Origin of the sequence: Propioniciclava sinopodophylli (assembly GCF_004324755.1) — a bacterium.
Classification (GTDB): Bacteria; Actinomycetota; Actinomycetes; order Propionibacteriales; family Propionibacteriaceae; genus Propioniciclava; species Propioniciclava sinopodophylli.
Genome location: NZ_SDMQ01000003.1, coordinates 33,955 through 52,221 on the forward strand (window position 1 = coordinate 33,955; position 18,267 = coordinate 52,221).

The 18,267-nt window shown below is 72.0% G+C and carries 16 protein-coding genes and 2 tRNA genes; 6 read left to right on the plus strand and 12 right to left on the minus strand.

All coding sequences use genetic code 11. The annotated features are described in order from the left end of the window. Positions 1–104 precede the first annotated feature (104 nt). The 3 genes from ET989_RS04130 (at position 105) to ET989_RS04140 (ending at position 2,123) form a co-directional block, all read left to right on the plus strand. Positions 105–1,271, plus strand: coding sequence for a Mur ligase family protein (locus tag ET989_RS04130; RefSeq protein WP_421958208.1), 1,167 nt, complete (start codon positions 105–107; stop codon positions 1,269–1,271). Next, positions 1,268–1,984, plus strand: a complete 717-nt coding sequence (locus ET989_RS04135; RefSeq protein WP_131167300.1) for a type 1 glutamine amidotransferase — start codon at positions 1,268–1,270, stop codon at positions 1,982–1,984. Before ET989_RS04130 ends, ET989_RS04135 begins: the two co-directional genes overlap by 4 nt. A 63-nt stretch (positions 1,985–2,047) precedes the next feature. Then, positions 2,048–2,123 (plus strand) — tRNA-Lys (locus ET989_RS04140). 50 nt (positions 2,124–2,173) lie between these two features. Here ET989_RS04140 and ET989_RS04145 read toward each other — a convergent pair. From ET989_RS04145 to ET989_RS04160, 4 genes are all read right to left on the minus strand, one after another. Beyond that, a complete protein-coding gene (locus ET989_RS04145) occupies positions 2,174–3,124 on the minus strand; it encodes a carbohydrate ABC transporter permease (protein ID WP_131167301.1) in 951 nt (316 codons plus the stop codon). After that, positions 3,121–4,101 (minus strand): carbohydrate ABC transporter permease, encoded by a 981-nt coding sequence (locus tag ET989_RS04150; protein WP_131167302.1) that lies wholly within the window; start codon positions 4,099–4,101, stop codon positions 3,121–3,123. The genes ET989_RS04145 and ET989_RS04150 overlap by 4 nt, the downstream gene beginning before the upstream one ends. 78 nt (positions 4,102–4,179) lie before the next feature. Then, the gene (locus ET989_RS04155) at positions 4,180–5,589 is read right to left on the minus strand and encodes an ABC transporter substrate-binding protein (RefSeq protein WP_131167303.1); all 1,410 of its coding nucleotides are present in this window, start codon (positions 5,587–5,589) and stop codon (positions 4,180–4,182) included. 319 nt (positions 5,590–5,908) lie between these two features. Then, entirely contained in the window at positions 5,909–6,199 is a 291-nt protein-coding gene (locus ET989_RS04160) for a DUF3618 domain-containing protein (protein ID WP_131167304.1), read from the minus strand. Positions 6,200–6,270: 71 nt separating this feature from the next. Between ET989_RS04160 and bcp the strand changes: the two genes are divergently transcribed. After that, positions 6,271–6,747, plus strand: coding sequence for a thioredoxin-dependent thiol peroxidase (gene bcp / locus ET989_RS04165; protein WP_131167305.1), 477 nt, complete (start codon positions 6,271–6,273; stop codon positions 6,745–6,747). Positions 6,748–6,756: 9 nt separating this feature from the next. Here bcp and ET989_RS04170 read toward each other — a convergent pair whose 3' ends face one another. Then, on the minus strand, positions 6,757–7,809 hold the full coding sequence (locus ET989_RS04170) for a serine/threonine-protein kinase (protein WP_165490024.1): 1,053 nt from the start codon (positions 7,807–7,809) through the stop codon (positions 6,757–6,759). 123 nt (positions 7,810–7,932) lie between these two features. Between ET989_RS04170 and ET989_RS04175 the strand changes: the two genes are divergently transcribed. After that, complete coding sequence (locus ET989_RS04175; protein ID WP_131167307.1) at positions 7,933–12,192, plus strand: FtsK/SpoIIIE domain-containing protein; 4,260 nt, start codon at positions 7,933–7,935, stop codon at positions 12,190–12,192. Position 12,193: 1 nt separating this feature from the next. Here the strand turns inward: ET989_RS04175 and ET989_RS04180 are convergent, their stop codons facing one another. Then, the gene (locus ET989_RS04180; protein ID WP_131167308.1) at positions 12,194–12,787 is read right to left on the minus strand and encodes an excalibur calcium-binding domain-containing protein; all 594 of its coding nucleotides are present in this window, start codon (positions 12,785–12,787) and stop codon (positions 12,194–12,196) included. A 220-nt stretch (positions 12,788–13,007) separates the two neighbouring features. Between ET989_RS04180 and ET989_RS04185 the strand changes: the two genes are divergently transcribed. Continuing rightward, on the plus strand, positions 13,008–14,006 hold the full coding sequence (locus tag ET989_RS04185; protein ID WP_131167309.1) for a DNA topoisomerase IB: 999 nt from the start codon (positions 13,008–13,010) through the stop codon (positions 14,004–14,006). A gap of 1 nt (position 14,007) precedes the next feature. On the opposite strand, the gene ET989_RS04190 is transcribed toward ET989_RS04185, so the two are convergent. The 6 genes from ET989_RS04190 to ET989_RS04215 all read right to left on the minus strand — a co-directional run bounded on the left by ET989_RS04190 (position 14,008) and on the right by ET989_RS04215 (position 18,251). After that, positions 14,008–14,088 (minus strand) — tRNA-Leu (locus ET989_RS04190). Between the two features lie 189 nt (positions 14,089–14,277). Further along, on the minus strand, positions 14,278–14,982 hold the full coding sequence (locus tag ET989_RS04195; protein WP_131167310.1) for a DNA alkylation repair protein: 705 nt from the start codon (positions 14,980–14,982) through the stop codon (positions 14,278–14,280). Then, the gene (locus ET989_RS04200; RefSeq protein ID WP_131167311.1) at positions 14,979–15,644 is read right to left on the minus strand and encodes a pentapeptide repeat-containing protein; all 666 of its coding nucleotides are present in this window, start codon (positions 15,642–15,644) and stop codon (positions 14,979–14,981) included. The genes ET989_RS04195 and ET989_RS04200 overlap by 4 nt, the downstream gene beginning before the upstream one ends. Beyond that, positions 15,644–16,993 carry a DNA polymerase IV gene (locus ET989_RS04205; RefSeq protein ID WP_131167312.1) on the minus strand — a complete coding sequence of 450 codons (1,350 nt, stop codon included), beginning with the start codon at positions 16,991–16,993 and terminating at the stop codon, positions 15,644–15,646. Before ET989_RS04205 ends, ET989_RS04200 begins: the two co-directional genes overlap by 1 nt. Before the next feature lie 105 nt (positions 16,994–17,098). After that, positions 17,099–17,593 carry a dihydrofolate reductase gene (locus ET989_RS04210; RefSeq protein ID WP_131167313.1) on the minus strand — a complete coding sequence of 165 codons (495 nt, stop codon included), beginning with the start codon at positions 17,591–17,593 and terminating at the stop codon, positions 17,099–17,101. 19 nt (positions 17,594–17,612) lie between these two features. Next, positions 17,613–18,251 carry an esterase/lipase family protein gene (locus tag ET989_RS04215; RefSeq protein ID WP_165490025.1) on the minus strand — a complete coding sequence of 213 codons (639 nt, stop codon included), beginning with the start codon at positions 18,249–18,251 and terminating at the stop codon, positions 17,613–17,615. Positions 18,252–18,267: the final 16 nt, after the last annotated feature.

Below are 18,267 nucleotides of genomic sequence, written 5' to 3' on the forward strand. Positions count from 1 at the left end.
TGCCCGACCGCCTTCGGTTGGGCGTCGGCACCGTCGCCGGCGACGCCGCGGCGCTGGCGTCCCGCCTCCTCGGCAAGGGATCGGGCGCCTCGATCCGCGGCCAGGTGCTCTCCACGGTGCACCCCGGCGCGTTCGCCTCGCTGGTCAAGGGGCGGCGCATCGCGTCCGTCACCGGGACGAACGGCAAGACCACCACGTCCCACCTGCTGGCCGCGGCCATCCGTCAGGGCCTGGGGTCGGACGCCGCACGCCTGGTCACCAACGCCGACGGCGCCAACCTGCACTACGGCATCGCCTCGGCCCTCGCGAAGGCGCCGAAGGCCGACATCGCCGTGCTGGAGACCGACGAGCGCGTCGTCGCCGACCTGGTCGCCCAGGGCAGCCCCGAGGTGCTCGTCATGCTGAACTTCAGCCGCGACCAGCTCGACCGCAACCACGAGATCAAGTTCCTGGCCCGCTCCTGGCGCGAGGCGCTGGCGAAGGCCGGCGAGGCGGGTCCGGTGGTCGTGGCCAACTCCGACGACCCGCTCATCACGTGGGCCGTCGAGAAGGCCCGCCGTGTCATCTGGGTCGACACTCCCTCGAAGTGGTCCGCGGACGCCGCCCTGTGCCCCGCCTGCGGCAGCATCCTGACCCGCGTCGACCCCAACCCCGACGAGCCGCAGGGCCGCTGGGACTGCCCCTCCTGCGAGCTCACCGAGCACGCCGCCGACTACCAGGTCCGCGAGGGCCGCATCGCCCTGCCCGAGGGCCGCGTGGTCGACCCGCGGCTGAAGGTTCCGGGCTCGTTCAACGTCTCCAACGCCGCCGCCGCGCTCGCGGCTGCCGTCGAGCTGGGCGTGTCGGTCGACGACGCCCTCGTCGGGTTCCGCACCGTCGAGGCGCCGGCCGGACGGTTCGCCACGGCGTCCTTCGGCCCCACGTCCGCCCGCCTGCTGCTGAGCAAGAACCCGGCCGGCTGGGCCGAGTCGCTCCCCCTGCTCGGCACGCCCACCGTCGTGCTGGCGATCGACTCGGTCGCCGCCGACGGCAAGGATGTCTCCTGGTTGTGGGACGTCGACTTCGAGCAGCTCGTCGGCAAGCATGTCGTCTGCACCGGCCCGCGCGCCTATGACCTGGCCGTCCGGCTGGAGTACGCGGAGGTCTCCCACGAGGTCATCCTCGACCTGGCCGACGCGCTGGCGTCCGTGGCCGACCAGCCCCAGCCGATCGACCTGATCTCGACCTACACCCCGTTCCAGAAGCTCCTGAAGATGGCAGGCCTGCGATGAAGATTGTTGTCGTCTACCAGTCCCTGCTCGGCATCTATGGTGACCAGGGCAACAGCCGCGTGCTGGCCAAGCGCCTGGAGTGGCGCGGCATCGACGCCGAGGTGGTCTTCGTCGAGCCGGGCACGCCGATCCCCGACGACGGGGCCATCTACCTGCTCGGCGGCGGCGAGGACGCCGCCCAGACCGCGGCCGTGCGCGAGCTGAAGGCCGACGGCGGCCTGTTCCGGGCCCTGGACCTCGGCGCCGTCCTGTTCGCCGTCTGCGCCGGCTACCAGATCTGCGGCCACTCCTTCACGATCGGCGAGAACGACGAGGTCCGCGAGGGCCTCGGCCTGCTGGACGTGACGACCGTCCGCGGCCCCGAGCGCGCCGTCGGAGAGGTGCTCACACGGTGGAAGCGACCCTCGGGTGGCGAGTACGTCCTCACCGGCTTCGAGAATCACGGCGGCTACACGACGCTCGGCCCGGACGCCACCCCCCTGGCCCGCGTCGAGGTGGGCCTGGGCAACAACGGCGACGGCACCGAGGGCGCGGTGTCGGCGTCCGGACGCGTCATTGGCACCTACCCCCACGGCCCCGTCCTGGCCCGCAACCCCGAACTCGCCGACCACCTGCTCGAGCTGGCTCTCGGCCACGAACTGGGGCCCCTGGAGCGGGCCCGCGAGCAGCACGAGGGCCTCCGGCGCGAGCGGATGGTTTTCGTCCGCCGCTGACCCCGCGCCGACAGCCCCGATTTCGCGATTCTGGGGGCAATGGTCTAGAGTCATTCCTCGCGCGCACCGCTAGCTCAACTGGCAGAGCAGCTGACTCTTAATCAGCGGGTTCAGGGTTCGAGTCCCTGGCGGTGTACCAAACCAGAAGGGCCCGGAGGATCTCCTCCGGGCCCTTCTGTTGTGTCGGGATCAGCCCTTGACGCCACCGGCCAGCATGCCGCGCACGAAGAAGCGCTGCAGTGACAGGAACACGATCAGCGGCACGATCATGGCCACGAACGCACCCGCGGAGAGCACGTGCCAGGCCTGGCCACGGCTACCCACCATCTCGGCGATCATCACCGTGATCGGGCGGTAGTCCGAGCTGGCGAACGTGAGGCCGACCAGCAGATCGTTCCAGACCCACAGGAACTGGAAGATGCCGAACGAAGCGATCGCGGGGACCAGCAGGGGCATGAGCACCTGGAAGAACACGCGCACGTGGCCGGCACCGTCGACGCGGGCCGCCTCGATCAGGGACGCCGGGATCTCCCGCATGAAGTTGTGCAGCAGGAAGATCGCCAGCGGCAGACCGAAGATGGTGTGCGACAGCCACACCGTCCAGTAGGTGCCGACCAGCCCGAACTGCACGTACTGCGTGAGCAGCGGGATCAGCGTTACCTGGATCGGCACGATCTGCAGCGCGAACACGGCCACGAAGAGCAAGTCGCGCCCCTTGAAGTCGATCCACGCGAACGCGTAGGCCGCCAGCAGGGCCAGGATGATCGGGATGATCACCGAGGGCAGGGTGATGACGATCGTGTTGACGAACGGCTGCACCAGGTCGCCCGAGCCGGTCAGTACGGCCTCGTAGTTGGCCAGGCTGAACTCGGGGTTGGTGAAGACCGTCCACCACCCGGTGCGCCGGATGTCGGCGGCGGGGCGGAACGACGTGACCAGCAGGCCGGCCGTGGGGATCGTCCACACGATCGCGATCACGATCGCGATGATGGACGCCGCGGGCGAGCTCAGCCGGTTCTTGGCGTCGACCGCGCGCTGCTCGGCGCGGGTCAGCTTGCGCGTCGGACCGTGGGCGGCCGAACGGCTCTCGGTCGCGGCGGCCGGCACGGAGGCCGGTGCCGGCGGATTCGACTGGGTCATCGCTCCCCCTCCGAGATGCGCATCTGGCGCACGTTGTAGACGATCAGGGGCATGACCAGCACGAACAGCAGCACGGCCAGCGCCGCACCGATGCCCTGCGCCTGGCGGCCGAACGTCTGCGTGTAGAACTCGTTCGCCACGATCGAGGTGTCGAACTGGCCACCGGTCATCGTGCGGACGATGTCGAAGGCCTTCAGCGTCGCCATGGCGATCGTGGTCAGCACGACGATGATCGCCGAGCGCACGCTGGGCACCGTGATCTGCCAGAACAGGCGCATGCCCGTGGCGCCGTCCACGTTGGCGGCCTCGATCGTCTCGTCGGGGATCGCCTTGATGGCGGCCGACAGCACCGTCATCGCGAAACCGGTCTGGATCCAGACCATGACGATGATGAGGTAGAAGGTGTTGATCGGGGCGTTCAGCAGGAACTGCTGGGGCTCCAGGCCCATCCACACGAGGATCTGGTTGAGCAGACCCGTCTGCGGGACGCCCTTGGCCTTGTACTCGTAGACGAACTTCCAGATGATCGACGCGCCCACCATGGAGATGGCCATGGGCAGGAAGATCAGGGTCTTGGCGAACTTCTCGAACCGGGTGCGGTCGACGAGGACGGCGTAGACCAGGCCCAGCGCGGTCGACAGCAGCGGCACCAGCAGCACCCACAGGAAGGTGTTCCGCAACACGGTGAGGAACAGGTCCTGGGTGAAGATGGTGACGTAGTTCTCGAGCCCGACGAACTCGCTCAGGCTGTTGTTGTACAGCGAGTTGCGGATCGTCATGAACGCCGGAATGAGCAGGCCCATGACGATCAGCAGCAGCGCAGGGCCGAGGTACCCGCCGGCCGCGACCCAACGCGGCAGGCTCGGACGATCGACCAGCACCAGCACGGCGGCCATCACCAGCGCGAACAGCGCGATGGCGAACAGCATGACGAGGAACTTCTCGATCGTGGTGTCCGGTTGCATCAGCCAGTCCATGCGTACTCCTTTCCTTTCTCAGGGGAAGGGGCCCCGGCCAGGCGGGGCCCCTTCTGAAGGTGTCAGTCGCTCAGCAGATCACTGCTTTGGCCACGAGGTCTCGATGGCGGTGGCGGCGTCCTGGGTGCTCTTGCCGAGCGCGATCCAGTCCGTCATCTCCTTCCAGAAGGAACCGGCGCCGACAGCGCTGGGCATCAGGTCGGAACCATCGAAGCGGACGACGGCGTCGTCGGCGGTGATCAGCTCGTAGCTCATCTTGTCGATCGGCTTGACCAGCTTGTTGGGGTCGAGCTCGCTGTTGGCGGAGAGCCAGCCCCCGTTGGGCGTGGCGTCAGCCTTGGCGTTGGACCACTCGGGGCTGGTCAGGTAGGCCTGCAGCGCGGCCACCTCGGGGGCGTCGCGGAACGCGAGCGCGAACTCGCCACCCACGAGCACCGGAGGCGTGGCGCTCTCGCCCGGGAGCGGGAAGGCCCACACGTCACCGTTCTCGCTCACTTCGGCGTCGGGGTCGGCGGTCTGCCAGTTGGCCTGGTAGAAGGACGCCTGGCGGTGCATGAAGCACATGCCGTCGAGGATCGGGAAGCCCGCGTCGGTGAACGGGGTCGTGGCGATCGTGGTGATACCACCCAGGCCACCGTTGACGTACTTCTCGTTCTTCAGGATCGAGCCGGCCTGATCGATCGCCTTGACGACCGTCGGGTCGTTGAAGGGGATCTCATGGTTGACCCACTGGTCGTACTGCTCGGGGGTGCCCACGCGGAGCATCATGTCCTCGACCCAGTCGGTGGCCGGCCAGCCGGTGGCGCCACCGGACTCGATACCCGCGCACCACGGCTTGGTGGTGGTGTCGTCGGCCGGGATGTCGGCGGCGATCTGGTCGGACAAGGCGATGAGCTCGGCCCACGTCTTCGGGATCTCGTAGCCCTTCTCGGCGAAGACCTTCGGGGAGTACCAGACGAACGACTTGGCGTTGGCGCCGATCGGGATGCCGTAGTACTTGCCGTCGACCATGCCGACGCTCTTCCAGAACTCCTTGTAGTACTTGTCGACGTTCGCCGTGGCGGCCTCGCCGACCGGGACGACCTTGTCGGCGTTCTCCTTGACCAGGGTCTGGAGGAGGCCGGGCTGCGGGATGTAGGCGAGGTCAGGCGCGTTGCCGGCCTTGACGCGGACGGGGAGCTGGGCCTCGAACTCGCGGCTGCCCTCGTACTCGACCTTGGCGCCGGTGCACTCCTCGAAGGGAACGAAGGCGTCGATGTGGGGCTCGGCCTCGGCGTCGCTGGCGATCGACGTGTAGACGGTGACCGTCTTGCCGCTCAGGTCACCGTAGGACTCGAAGGCGGCACAGTCGGTGGCGCTGCCATCGGTGCCACCGCTAGCGGTCGAACCGCCGGGTGCCGGGGTCGCGCCACCGGAACACGCGGAAACGGCGAGGACCGCACCGGCGGAGAGTGCCACGAAGATTCCACGCTTGGTCTTGCTGGTCATCAAACCTCACTTCTGTGTGGGGGCGTGGCGCGCTGACGTGCCACTGATGAGGCAACCGTAGACCCGCGCGGCGGCGGTCGTGAAGGTGGGGCCCGGCATCGTTACCAAGCCTTGACTCTGCCAGGAGAAAAAGTCCGTCGCAGTGTGCGAACACCTGAGTCAGTACACCTTTGGCGGCGCATCACCGTTGAGGTGTGGAGGCAAAGTGATAAGGGCCGGCACGTCGGTCCGCGGATGAGGGTCGAGCCTTCCGAGGATGGAAGTTCTCACACTCACGCGAGATCGTCGACGCGGACCAGTGGTGGGCGTTCGTCCGGCGTCAGCCGCGGGCGATGGAGCGGGCCACCATGAGGAAGGCGACCCCGCCGATGACGGCCACGGCCAGGGCCGCCAGGCGCGTCGTGCGCGGGGTGCCGTCGACGGCCACGAACTGGGCCTTGGCGGCCTGGAACTCGCCGGCGGCGAAGGCCTTGGCGTCCTGCACCGTGCGAGCGACGACGGCCTTGGGGTGGGCCTGGGTGATCAGACCCTCGACATTGCTCGCCAATCGGGCGCGCGCGGCCGCGATCTCTGCCTGGATCTGCTCCTTGGAACGGGTGCCCTCTGCCACGTTCGGTCCTCTCCCCTGACGCTACGGACTTGTTCGGAGCCCACCCTATGCCATTGGCTACGCTGGCGCCCATGGCCAAACTGAAGGTGGGCGACGCCGCCCCGAGCTTCTCCCTCCCCGACGCCGACGGCACCCTCGTCTCCCTGTCCGACTACGCCGGACGCCGCGTCATCGTGTACTTCTTCCCTGCGGCGATGACCCCCGGGTGCACCACGCAGGCCGTCGACTTCACCGCCAACGCCGCCGACATCGACTCGGCCGGCTTCGACATCGTCGGCATCTCCCCCGACACCCCGGCCAAGCTGGCCGCGTTCCGCGAGAGGGAAACCCTCGACGTCACCCTCCTCGCCGACGAGAACCGCGCGGTCATGAACGCCTACGGCGCCTACGGCACGAAGATGCTCTACGGCAAGGAGATCGAAGGCGTCATCCGCTCGACCTTCGTCGTCGACGTGGACGCCGAGGGCAACGGCAGCATCTCCGTGGCGCAGTACAACGTCAAGGCCACCGGGCACGTCAACAAGCTGCGCCGCGACCTCGGCATCTGAGGCCCCGTCTCAGCCGGGCAGGCCCGGGCGTCCCAGCACCACCCACGTCGCCGCGGCGGCCACGAGCAGCGTGCCGCCGACCGCGGCCCACACCCACGCGCGCCGGTACCACGGCGTCCGCACCGGCGGCGCCTCCACGGGCAGCCGCTCGGCGGGCACCTCAAGCGACGAGCGCGCCACCGTGTGCTCGGCCGGCTCACCCAGCCGCGGAGCGGGCCCGGTCAGGTCGGACGTGGGCAGGTAGCGCGCCGCACCCACCCGCGAGGCCGCCGGACGCCCGGGGCGTCCACCCCGCGTCGGGGCGAGCGGGCGGAGCGCCCCCAGCGTGTCCACCAGGTCCGCGAGCGTCCGGGCGCCGTGGGCGGCCGTGGGGCGCAGCGCCGGGTCGACCGCGAGCAGGGACGCCAGCGCGTTCCAGAGCCGGGGCGGCAGGTCGAGGGTCCCGACCGGTTGGCCCGCCACGGGCGCCCGGCCGGTGAGCATCTCGTGCAGCACGGCGCCGGCGGCGTACACGTCGTCCTCGGCGGTGCCCACCGGCCGGTCGGCCAGGCCGGGCAGGACGGCGTCCGTCAGGCGGGCCGAGCCGGGCGAGAGCCGGCGCCAGTACGAGGGAAGCATGACGTTCTCGGGGCGCACGTCGCCGTGCACGAGCCCGGCCGCGTGGAACGCCGCCAGCCCCGCCAGCACGTTGGACGCCAGCGCCACGGCCACGCGCGGGGCCAGCGGGCCCTCGCTGCGCAGGATGGTGCGCAGGTCGCCTGCGTCCAGGAAGTCGGTCACCAGCGCCACCCGGCGGCGCTCCTCGACGTAGTCCCGGACCGCCACCACGTGGGGGTCCCGAAGCGTCCGCACGGGCGACCCGGGACGCAGGACGCGCCGGAGCTCCTGGCGGTCGGCCACGGTGTCCGGCGGCAGCACGCGCACGGCGACCGGCTCGCCTGAGCGGGTGTCCACGCCGCGCCACACGACGCCGAGGCTGCCCTCGGCGAGCCGCTCCTCGAGGCGGTGCGACTTGCCCAGCCTCGGCGCGGCGAGCCGGGGGTCGGCGGGGGTGTCTGCCACGGCGGTTCCTCTCGGCTCGGGGTGGCCCGGTTGGACAGCGTAGTCCCTGACCACGCGGCGGCTCCGAGTAGCATGCTGGGCGAACCCCACCCGGTCCTCCCCCCAGCCCCTGAAGGAGCCCCCGTGCGCGTCGTCATCGACCTCAACGGCGTTCGTCACGAGGTGGAGGTCGTGCGCACCTCGTCGACGGCCACGTTGGGCGACCTCGTGCTGGAGGCGGCCGGGGTGCCCCTGCGGCCGGAGAAGACACTGTGGGTCGACCAGTCCCGCCACGTCGCGGGCGACCCGCTGGAGAAGGTGGGTCTGCTCGAGGGCGCCACCATCAGCCCCCACCGCATCCCCGACGAGCAGCCGACCCGCGACTGGACGGCGCTGCTCGCCGGCGGGTTCCACGCGGGCACGTCCGCGCGCATCCCGACGAGCCGGCCGCTGCTGGTGGGCCGCTCCCCCAACGCCGACATCATGCTGGACAGCCCCAGTGCGTCGTGGTCCCACTGCTCGCTCGAGCGCGAGGAGGGCGGCGTCCGCGTCCGCGACACGGGATCGACGAACGGCACGCTCGTCAACGGCCAGCCTGTCGGGCCCGAGGGCGTCCTCGTCACGGGGGACGCCCTCGTCGTGGCCGGCGGCAGCGCCCTGCACCTGACGCGCGACCTCGGCGAGCATCTCGCCCCGCGGGCGGGCTCGCTGAACAACGCCTCGGCGGCGGGGACCGCACCCTTCAACCGTCCGCCCCGCCGCGGGCGCCTGCCCGAGCCGACCAGGACCGAACCGCCGACGAAGAAGGACGTCGCCGCGTCCAACCGCTTCAGCGTCATCACGGTGCTGGCCCCCCTCGTGCTGGCCTCGGCGATGGTGGCCATGATGGGCGATCTCCGCTACGGCGCGATCGCGGCGCTCAGCCCGGTGCTGGCGGTCGGCACGTGGTTGGAGAGCAAGCAACGTCGCAAGCGCGAGCTCGCAGCAGAAGGGGTGCGCTTCGCCGAGGCCATCGCGGAGTTCACCGGCTCGCTGGAGGCCGGCGCCGACCTCGAGCGGGCCCGCCGACGCGACGAGGTGCCCGACCCGGCCACCGTCCTGCGCCGGGCCGCCCTGCCCACCACCCGGATGTGGGAGCGCCGCGCGGGCACCGACGGCTTCCTGGCCCTGCACGCCGGCACGGGCGACGTGCCATGGCAGCCACCCGTCGACCCCCACGCCCTGCAGCGCGCCGGCTCCGAGGTGAAGGCCATCGTCGCCGACTTCACCGTGCGCGCCGCCGCCGTCGAGGTGGACCTCACCGGCTCGGGCGTCGTCGGCATCGTCGGTGACCGCGAGGGCAGCCTGGCCGTGGCCCGGAGCCTCGTCCTGCAGGCCGCGACGCACTGCGGCCCCGCCGACCTGACCGTGGTCACCTGCTGCGACCCCGGGCGCGAGGAGGCGTGGTCGTGGGCCGCGTGGCTGCCCCACACCCGTCTGCTGGGGGACGCCTCGGGCGACCGCTGGATCTCCGCCCAGCGGGAGCGCAGCGAGGGCCTGCTCCGCTCGCTGCGCGACGGCATCGACCAGCACACCACGCCCGCGGTGCTGCTGGTGCTGGACTCCGACGTCCTCACCGAGGGCCGGGAGGCGCCCGCGCGCACCCTTCTGGGATACGGGCGACCGACCGGCTCAGGCATCAACCAGAAGCTGCTCACCCAGGTCTCGGGCGTCGTGATCGCATCCTCGGTGGAGCAGCTGCCGGCCGCCTGCACCGTGGTGATCACCGTGGGGGCGGACGCCAAGGGCACCGTCACGCGCCCCATGGACCGCGAGGTCGTTGACGACGTGACCCTCGCCGGCATCGACGTCGCCACCGCCACCCGCGCTTCGATGGACCTGGCCCGCTACGACGACCCCGAACTGATCGTGCCAGGCGCCGCGCTGCCCTCCTTGGTGCGGCTGCCACCCCTGCTTGGCCTGGACTCCATGACCCCCGACGCGATCGGCCGGCTGTGGCAGACCGCACGCGGGGTCTCCACGCCGATCGGTGTGGGCGAGGGCGGCAGCTTCGGCCTCGACATCGTCCGCGACGGCCCCCACGGCCTGGTCGGCGGCACGACCGGCTCGGGCAAGTCTGAGTTCCTGCGCTCGCTGGTGGCCGGGCTCGCGGCGCGCAACTCGCCCGAGAAACTCACGTTCATCCTCATCGACTTCAAGGGCGGCGCCGCGTTCAAGACCTGTGAGCGGCTGCCCCACACCATCGGCACCATTTCGAACCTTGACGCCCAACTGGCCGACCGGGCCATCCGCGCGCTGGAGGCGGAGATGGAGTACCGCCAGCGCGTCTTCGCCGCGGCCGGCGAGGGCGTCGACAACCTGGACGCCTACCTCGCCACGAACCCTTCCGAGCCGATGCCGCGCCTGCTCCTGGTGATCGACGAGTTCGCGATGCTCGCCAAGGACTACCCCGACGTCCTGAAGTCGCTGGTCAGCGTCGGCGCGGTGGGCCGCACCCTCGGCGTCCACATGATCCTGGCGACGCAGCGCCCGGCCGGCGTCGTGAACGACGACATCCTCGCCAACACCAACCTCCGCGTCGCCCTGCGCGTGCAGTCGCGGGAGGACTCCTCGAACGTCATCGGCGTCCCGCACGCGTCGGCTATCAGCCGCGAGCAGCGGGGCCGCGCGTACGTCAAGCTCGGCCAGGACGAGATCACCCCGGTGCAGACGGCGCTGGTCACCGGCCTGGCCCAGGGCGGCCAGGAGACGGGCCTGGAGCTGCGGCCGGTCGTGTTCGGGCGTCCCCCGGCGCTGGCCGCTCCCCCTCCGAGCTCGTCGGACGAGACCGACCTCGACCTGCTCATCGACGCCGTGGTTGCCGCCAACGAGGCCGCCGGGTTCGCCCCGCCGCGCCGCGTGTGGCCCGAGGCCCTCGGCGAGCGCGTCGACCTGGCCGGGTTCCCCGCCAGCCGCGGCGAGGTGCCGGTGCCTGTCGCCGGCGGCGTCCGTGGGTCGCGGGTGTGGTTCGGCCTGGCCGATGAACCCGACCGCCAGCGGCAGATCCCCGCCGGCTGGGACCTGGCGCGCGGCAATCTGCTGCTGGCCGGCATCCCTGGCAGCGGCACCTCCACGACGCTGTCCACGATCGCGCTGACGATGGCGCGGGCCTGGGCACCCGAGGACCTGGACCTGTTCGTGCTGGACATGGGCTCGCGCGACCTCGAACCCCTGGGCGCCCTGCCGCACACCGTCTCCTACGTCGGGCCCGGCTCCGGCGCCCGCGAGCGCCAGGTGCGCCTGTTCAGCCACATCCGGGCTGAACTGGAACGCCGGCGCGGCGTGCCGGGGCCGCACCGCAGGACCGTGCTCTTGCTGGACGGCCTGGCCGCCCTGCGCGACGAGTACCAGGACTACGAGGGCCAGGCCGTCCTCGACAGCTTCTACCGCGTGTACGCCGAGGGCCACGAGGTGAACCTGTGGGTGGCCGTGGCCACCACGCGCCCCAAGGCCGTGCCGTCGGCGATGGACGAGGTCACCACCCAGAAGTGGATGTTCCGCCTCGCCGACCTCTACGACTACGGCACCGCGGGTCTCAAGCCGAAGGACGCCCCCGCCCACGTCGCTGGCCGCACCGTCGGCGCGGAGACCCGCCTGCAGACCCACGTCGCCACCCCGGGCTGCTCGCTCGAGGACGCGGTGGCGTTGGTGCGTCGCGCGTGGCCGGACGCCCGCCCGAAGGTCAGCGTGGTGCGCTCACTGCCCGACCGCGTCGGCACCGACGAACTCGAGCCCGGCTCGGTCACAGGCGAGCCGTGGCGCATCCCGATGGGGCTGAGCGGTGCCGACATGCAGACCGCGTTCCTGGAGCTGTACGAGGGCGAGCACGCGCTCGTCGCCGGCCCGGCCCGCTCGGGCAAGTCGACCGTGCTGCTCGGTCTCGCCGAGACCCTGCGTCGCGCCCGGACGCCCGACGGGCGTCCCCCCTTGGTCTACGGCCTGTGCCAGCGCCGCTCGCCGCTGGGTCGGGCCGACCTCGACCGGGTGGCGGTCGGCCCCGACGAGGTCGCCGCGCTCGTGGCGTCGGTGCGCATGGCCCGCGGGCCCGTGGTCCTGCTGGTGGACGACGCCGAGCAGTTCGACGACTCCGACGCCTCCCTCTCAGGGTTGCTGGGGGCGGGCCTGCCCACCCTCCACATCGTCGCCGCGGGGCGCTCGGACGACCTGAAGTCGCTGTACTCGCACTGGACCAAGACCCTGCGCAAGGCGCGCGCGGGGGTCCTGCTGCAACCGAACGTGGACTACGACGGCGACCTGCTCGGCGTGGTCCTGCCTCGGAAGTCGCTGGTGCCGCTCACCGTGGCGCGCGGTTACCTGTGCCAGTCGGGCACCTCACAGCTGGTGCAGACCGCCGGGCCCGCCTGAGTCAGCGCGGGCGCTTCTCGCAGGCGATGCCATCGCCATCGCGATCGAGGTGGCTGGCGTAGCCGGGGTCACCCTGGCGCAGCGGCGCGGCCCCCGCGTTCCAGGCTGCGGTGCAGTTCTTGTAGTACACACTCTTCGCCGGTGCCTTGGTCGCCGGGGCCTGCGTGGCGGGTGCCTTGGTGGCCGGGGCCCTGGTCGCGGGTGCCTTGGTCGCGGCCTTGGCCGCATCGGCGTTCACGAAGCCTGCGATCTGCGTGGGCGCGGGGGTGGGCTCCGGCGCCGCGGTGGGCGCGGGGCTGGGGGTCGGGCTCGGGACCGGCGTGGCCCTCGGAGTCGGCGTTGGCGTCGGGGTCGGGGTTGGCGTCGGGGCCGGGGCGGTGACGGTGATGGTCACCGTCGGGGCGGGCGCGGGCGCCACCGTGGTCGGGGCCGGGGCCATCGCTGTGCCCACGACCATCGCGACGAAAAAGCCGGCGGCCACTTGGGCGGCGCGCTTGCGGTCCCCGATGTGGGCCCAGGCGACGTGCCCCCGGAGCAAGCCCCACAGGGCGACGACGAGGGCTCCGAAGCCCAACAGAATCAGGACTGTGCTCATGGCGATCAAACTCCGACGTGACGCGAGCGCCAAAACCTGTGGGCGCAACTACCGTCACAGTAGGTAGCCCCCTCCTGGAGCGCGAAATCGGATTGGCCGGCGACGTAGCGCCATGTGGACCACACGCCCCCGGCGCGCTGGGGTATCTCCCCTTGTCAGCCGCTCTGGTTCGCGGCCGGATCGCCGGACCTGTGGTCCAGATGGCGCTACGATCCCGGACATGGCCCGCCTACGCCGCGTCAGCCCCCGGAAGCCCGGGCACACCCGCCGTCGCCGCGGGAAGGGCTTCAGCTACACCGGCGCGGACGGCGCCGCGCTACCGCCCGACGAGGTCGAACGCATCCGGTCGCTGGCGATCCCGCCCGCCTGGACGGACGTCTGGATCTGCCCCGTACCGAACGGGCACCTCCAGGCCACCGGGACGGACGCCGCGGGCCGGCGCCAGTACCTCTACCATCCCGACTGGCGCTCGAAGCGCGACCGCTCCAAGTTCGACCGCGTGACCGAGGCGGCCACGATGCTGCCGCAGGCACGCAAGCGCATCGCCTCGGACCTTGCGCTGGACGGCATGCCGCTGGAGCGAGCGTGCGCGGCGGCGGTCCGACTGCTCGACGTCGGCTACTTCCGCATCGGCAACGACGCCTACACCGACGCGAACGGATCGTTCGGGCTCACGACGCTCGAGCGCCAGCACGTCCGCCGGCGCGGGGACGCGCTCGTGTTCTCGTTCGTCGGCAAGTCGGGCATCTCGCACTCCATCGCGGTGGAGGACGCCCCCGCCGTGGCCGCCCTCGACATCATGCGGCGCCGCACCGGCGACAGCGCCCGCCTGCTGGCCTGGAAGGACAGCCGCACGTGGCGTGACCTAGGGGCCTCCGACGTGAACGCCTACCTCGCCGACCTGTTCGGTGGCTCTCTCACCGCGAAGGACTTCCGCACCTGGCACGCCACCGTGATCGCCGCCGAGTCGCTCGCGCTCACCGAGGGGAAGGGCGAAACCAAGATGTCCCGGAAGCGCGCCGTGAAGCAGGCCACCCTCGAGGTCGCCGGCTACCTGGGCAACACCCCGACCATCGCGCGGGCGTCCTACATCGACCCACGCGTGCTGGACGCCTACGAGTCCGGCTCGACGATCGGGGATGCGGCCACCAAGCGCTACGGAAGCGCCCAGGCCCGCCAGTCGGGCCTCGAGAAAGCCGTCCTGGACCTGTTGGGCTGAGTGCCGGGGAAGGGAGTCGAACCCTCACACCTCTCGGTACTGGTACCTAAAACCAGCGTGTCTGCCATTCCACCACCCCGGCGAGCGGGCCCAGTCTAGGGCCCGTCAGCGGCGGGAGTGCGAGCCAGTGCCCACGGCGTCCCACCGGTGACGATGTCGGGGTTCGACGTACCCAGCACCGCCGTGGACATCCCGGGCGCGAACGCGCTGAGCCGTAGCGCGCACTCCCCAGGTGCAGCACGTCGATGTGGTCGGTGCGCATCCGGTCTCCCTAGCCCGCGAGGTGCTTGAGCGCCTCGCGCCGGGTCAGGCCCGAGAGCAGGTCGCCGCGCTCAGCCACGAAGGCGAGCACCCAAGCGGGGTCGGTGCGCGCGTACTGGCGCAGCGCCCACCCGATCGCCTTGCGGATGAAGAACTCCGACCCGAAGGGCGTGCCTGCCACGTTGGCGTCGATCACGGCCGTGAGCAGGTCGGTGTCCGTGTCAGCCTTGCCGCGCAGCTGGCTGATGATCGCCGAGCGCCGCAGCCACAAGTCGTCCGCGGTCGACCAGCGCAGCACGACGGGGCGCACGGCGTCCGGGTCGGCGCGCAGGGCGTCGTCGACGAGGCCCGTGACGGCGTCCACGAGGTCCCACCAGGCGCCGGTGGTGATGAGGTGGGCCCACAGGTCGAGGGCGTCGGCATCGCGGTACCGCCTGTACAGGCGGTGGGCGGCGACCTCGATGGCGGCGTAGCGTTCCTCACGAAAGGACGCCTCGTCGTACAGCGTCCGGACGGCCTCCTCCCAGGCGGCGCGGTCGGGCAGCGGGTGCGCGGCGACCAGCGGTCGGACGAGGCGGCGCAGGGCGTCCGACTTCACCCCGTGGAACGGCATCGCCGACTTCATGTAGCGCTGCATCGGCTCGGCGCTCGCCGGGCAGGCGGCGGACGCCAGCGCCGAACGGATGGCCGCGACCAGCGACGTGACCTCGCTCACGGCTCCCCCACCACCCGCAGCCCGAGCGCCTCGGCGAGCGCCGGCGCCCACCACGCCACCTGCTCGGGCGTGACGAGCGCGCCCCGGAGCGACCCGAGGTCCACGAACCGCTCGACCGTGGCGCCGCGCAGGTCGAGGTGCTCGCTGCGCAGCTCGCCCGCCTCGAGTGTGCCGACCTGGGTGCCCTCCAGCCGCACGCGGGTCAGGCGGGCGCCGGTGAGGTCGAGCTCGCCGACGTGGCAGTCGGTGAGCAGCAGGTCGTCCACCTCGGCGCCGCGCAGCGACAGCAGGTCGACCTTGCAGCCGGTGAGCATGACCGACCGCCAGCGGGCGCCCTGGGCGTCCAGCACGCCGAACCTGCCGGAGACCTGGGCGTCCTGCCAGTCGCCGCGCCCGGCCCGCAGCGACGTGAACCGGACGCCCGAGAGGAGCACCTCGCGCAGGCGCGCGCCGGTCAGGTCGAGGTCGTCGCCGGTCACCGCGTCGAGGGCCACCTCGACGAGTTCGGCTCCGGCGAGGTTGGCCGGCGGCAGGTCGAGGCCGGCGAGCCGGGTCGACTCCAGCAGGACGCCGGCGTCCAGGTCGTCGGGGTGGGCCTCGGCGAGCCCGGTGAGCTGCACCGGCGCGACCCGCGGCGTGCTGGGGGTGCGTCGTCGTCGCATCAGGCCTCCGTGAGGTGCAGGGCGGGGTCGTCGGTGCTGAAGGTACGGACGGGTCCGGGGACGGTGTCGGCGGTCTCGAACCGGACGGTGACCCGCCCGAGCCCCGAGCCCCACACCCAGCCGGCCCCGTGCTCGTCGTGGTGGACGTCGACCCCGGGCAGGAAGCCGGGGCGCCAGCGCGGCCGGATCGTGGGGTCGGCGTCCCGGGTGGGCGTCGGGTTGGCGGTGTCGGGAATCTCGGTGCCGGTGACCGACTGGACGACCGCACCCGCGGCGTCCGGCTCGAAGAGTTCCTCCTGGGCGGCCTCGGTGAAGTTCGCCACGCCCACCCCGAGCAGCCGGAAGCCCGTCTCGATGGGCACGCCGTCGAGCAGGCCGCGGGCCACGCGGATGATGACCTCGGGACGGTCCGTGGCCCCGTTCAGCGTCAGCGACCGGGACAGGATGGTGAAGTCCGGCCTCTTGGCCTTCAGCGTGACCGTGCGCGCGAACAGGCCACTGCGGGCGAGCCGCTCGGCCACGATGCGCGCGTCGCGGTCGATCACGGCGTCCAGCTCGGCGCGGTCGGTGATGTCGGTCTCGAAGGTGTCCTCGACGGAGATGGACTTCGCCTCGCGCTCGGCCACCACCGGCCGCTCGTCGCGCGCGAACGCCAGCGCGTGCACCCACTCCCCGGACGCCCGGCCCAGCTCACGGACGAGCTCGCCGTGGCTGAGCCCGCGGATGTCGGCGACCGTCCGCACGCCCAGGCGGGCGAGGCGCTCCATCGTGGCCGGCCCCACGCCGGGGATGGCGCGCGCGGGCAGGTCGGCGATGGTGTCGGCCTCGGTGCCCGGCTCCACGACCCGGACGCCGTCGGGCTTGGCCAGCTCGCTGGCCACCTTGGCGATGAACTTGCTCGACCCGATACCCACCGACGCGGTCAGCCCACCGGTCCGCTCGTGGACGCGGGCGCGCAGCCCGTCGGCGAGGGCGCGCACGGCGTCCGGGGAGAAGTCGGTGGTGGGCCCGGCGGCCAGGTCGACGAAGGCCTCGTCCAGGCTGAGCGGCTCCACCAGCGGGGAGAGCTCGTGCAGGAGCCCCATCACGATCGCCGAGCTGGCTCGGTAGGCGCGGAACCGGCCGGCGAGGAAGGCGGCGTTGGGGCACAGCCGGCGCGCCTCGTGCGTGGGCATCGCCGAGTGCACGCCGAACACCCGCGCCTCGTACGACGCCGTGGACACCACGCCGCGGGGGCCCACCCCGCCCACGACGACGGGCTTACCGCGCAGTGAGGGCTTGTCGCGCTGCTCGACCGCCGCGAAGAACGCGTCCAGGTCGAGGTGCAGGATGGAGGCTGCCGAGCGCACCCGCCCAGCCTAGGCGTCCGCCGCTAGCGCCGCTGCACGCCGATGGTGTCGCGGCCCTCGACGATCCAGTCGCCGGTCAACAGGTCGTCGCCGCCCTGATGCCTATCACGAGCGCGCGCGCCGCCGGTAACCGACGAAGTCGAACGCGCCCCGCGGCTCGCGCCTGTACTCCTCCCAGACGGCCGGGTCGACCTCGGGGAGGACGACCGAGCCCTCGGCGTCCGCGTGCACCTCGGTGAGGTCGAGCTCGTCCAGCTCGTCCCACGCCTGGGCGTAGACCTGACCGCCCCCGGCGACGTAGACGGTGTCGTCCAGCGAGCGGGCCAGCGCGAGGGCCTCGTCCAGCGAGGCGACCGCCCGGCCGTCGGCGCGCCCGTCCGTGGGCAGCTCGACCGCCTGGGGCGTGCGGGTGACGATGATGGTGGTGCGGCCCGGCAGCCAGCGGCCGATGGCGTCGTGGGTGGCCCGGCCCATGATCATGGGGTGGCCCAGCGTGACGCGCTTGTAGCGGGCCCAGTCCTCGGGGAACTCGAAGGGCTGCTTCTCGCCGTCCCCCAGGACCCCGTTGGCGGCGACGATGGCGATGGCGATCACGGGCATGCGCGGATCGTAGCGAGGCTCAGCGACCCGCGGCGAGCCACTCCACCTGCTCGTGCACCAGCCGCGCGACGCCGGCGTCGGCGACCGGGCGGAAGTGCCCGGCCTGGGCCAGCGTGATGTTGCGGGCCCCGGCCAGGACGGAGCCCTCGGGGATCATCTCGTCCCACGCCGACCCGATCGACACGATCCGCGCGTCGACCAGCGTCTCGGCCGCCAGGGAGAGGATCGCCTCCCCGCCCGGCGCGAACAGGCCCAACGGCGTCCGCGTGAACACTGGCCACGACAGCTTCGAGCCGCCGAACGGCGAGCACACCGCGACCAGCCCGCGCAGCTGGTCGGCTGTCGTGGGGTCGGTGAGCAGGGTCTTGCCGATGAGTCCGCCCTTGGAGTGGGCCACCAGCACCGCCCCCTCCACGCCCAGCGCGTCGAGCTCGGCGCGGGCGCGCTCACGCGACTCGGCCAGCGGGCGGCCGTTCCAGCCCAGACTCGGGAGCGGGTGCACGGGGTGGCCCAGCGCGTGCAGGCGGCGGGCCAGGGGCAGCAGGTAGCGCCAGCTCTCCCAGATGCCGGGCAGGAGCACGACCGGGGTCAGCGGGCCGTGGGCCAGGGCGTCCGGTTCGGTGCGGTCGAGGGCAGACGCCGGCCAGCGCCACCCCACGTGCGCACAGTCGCGG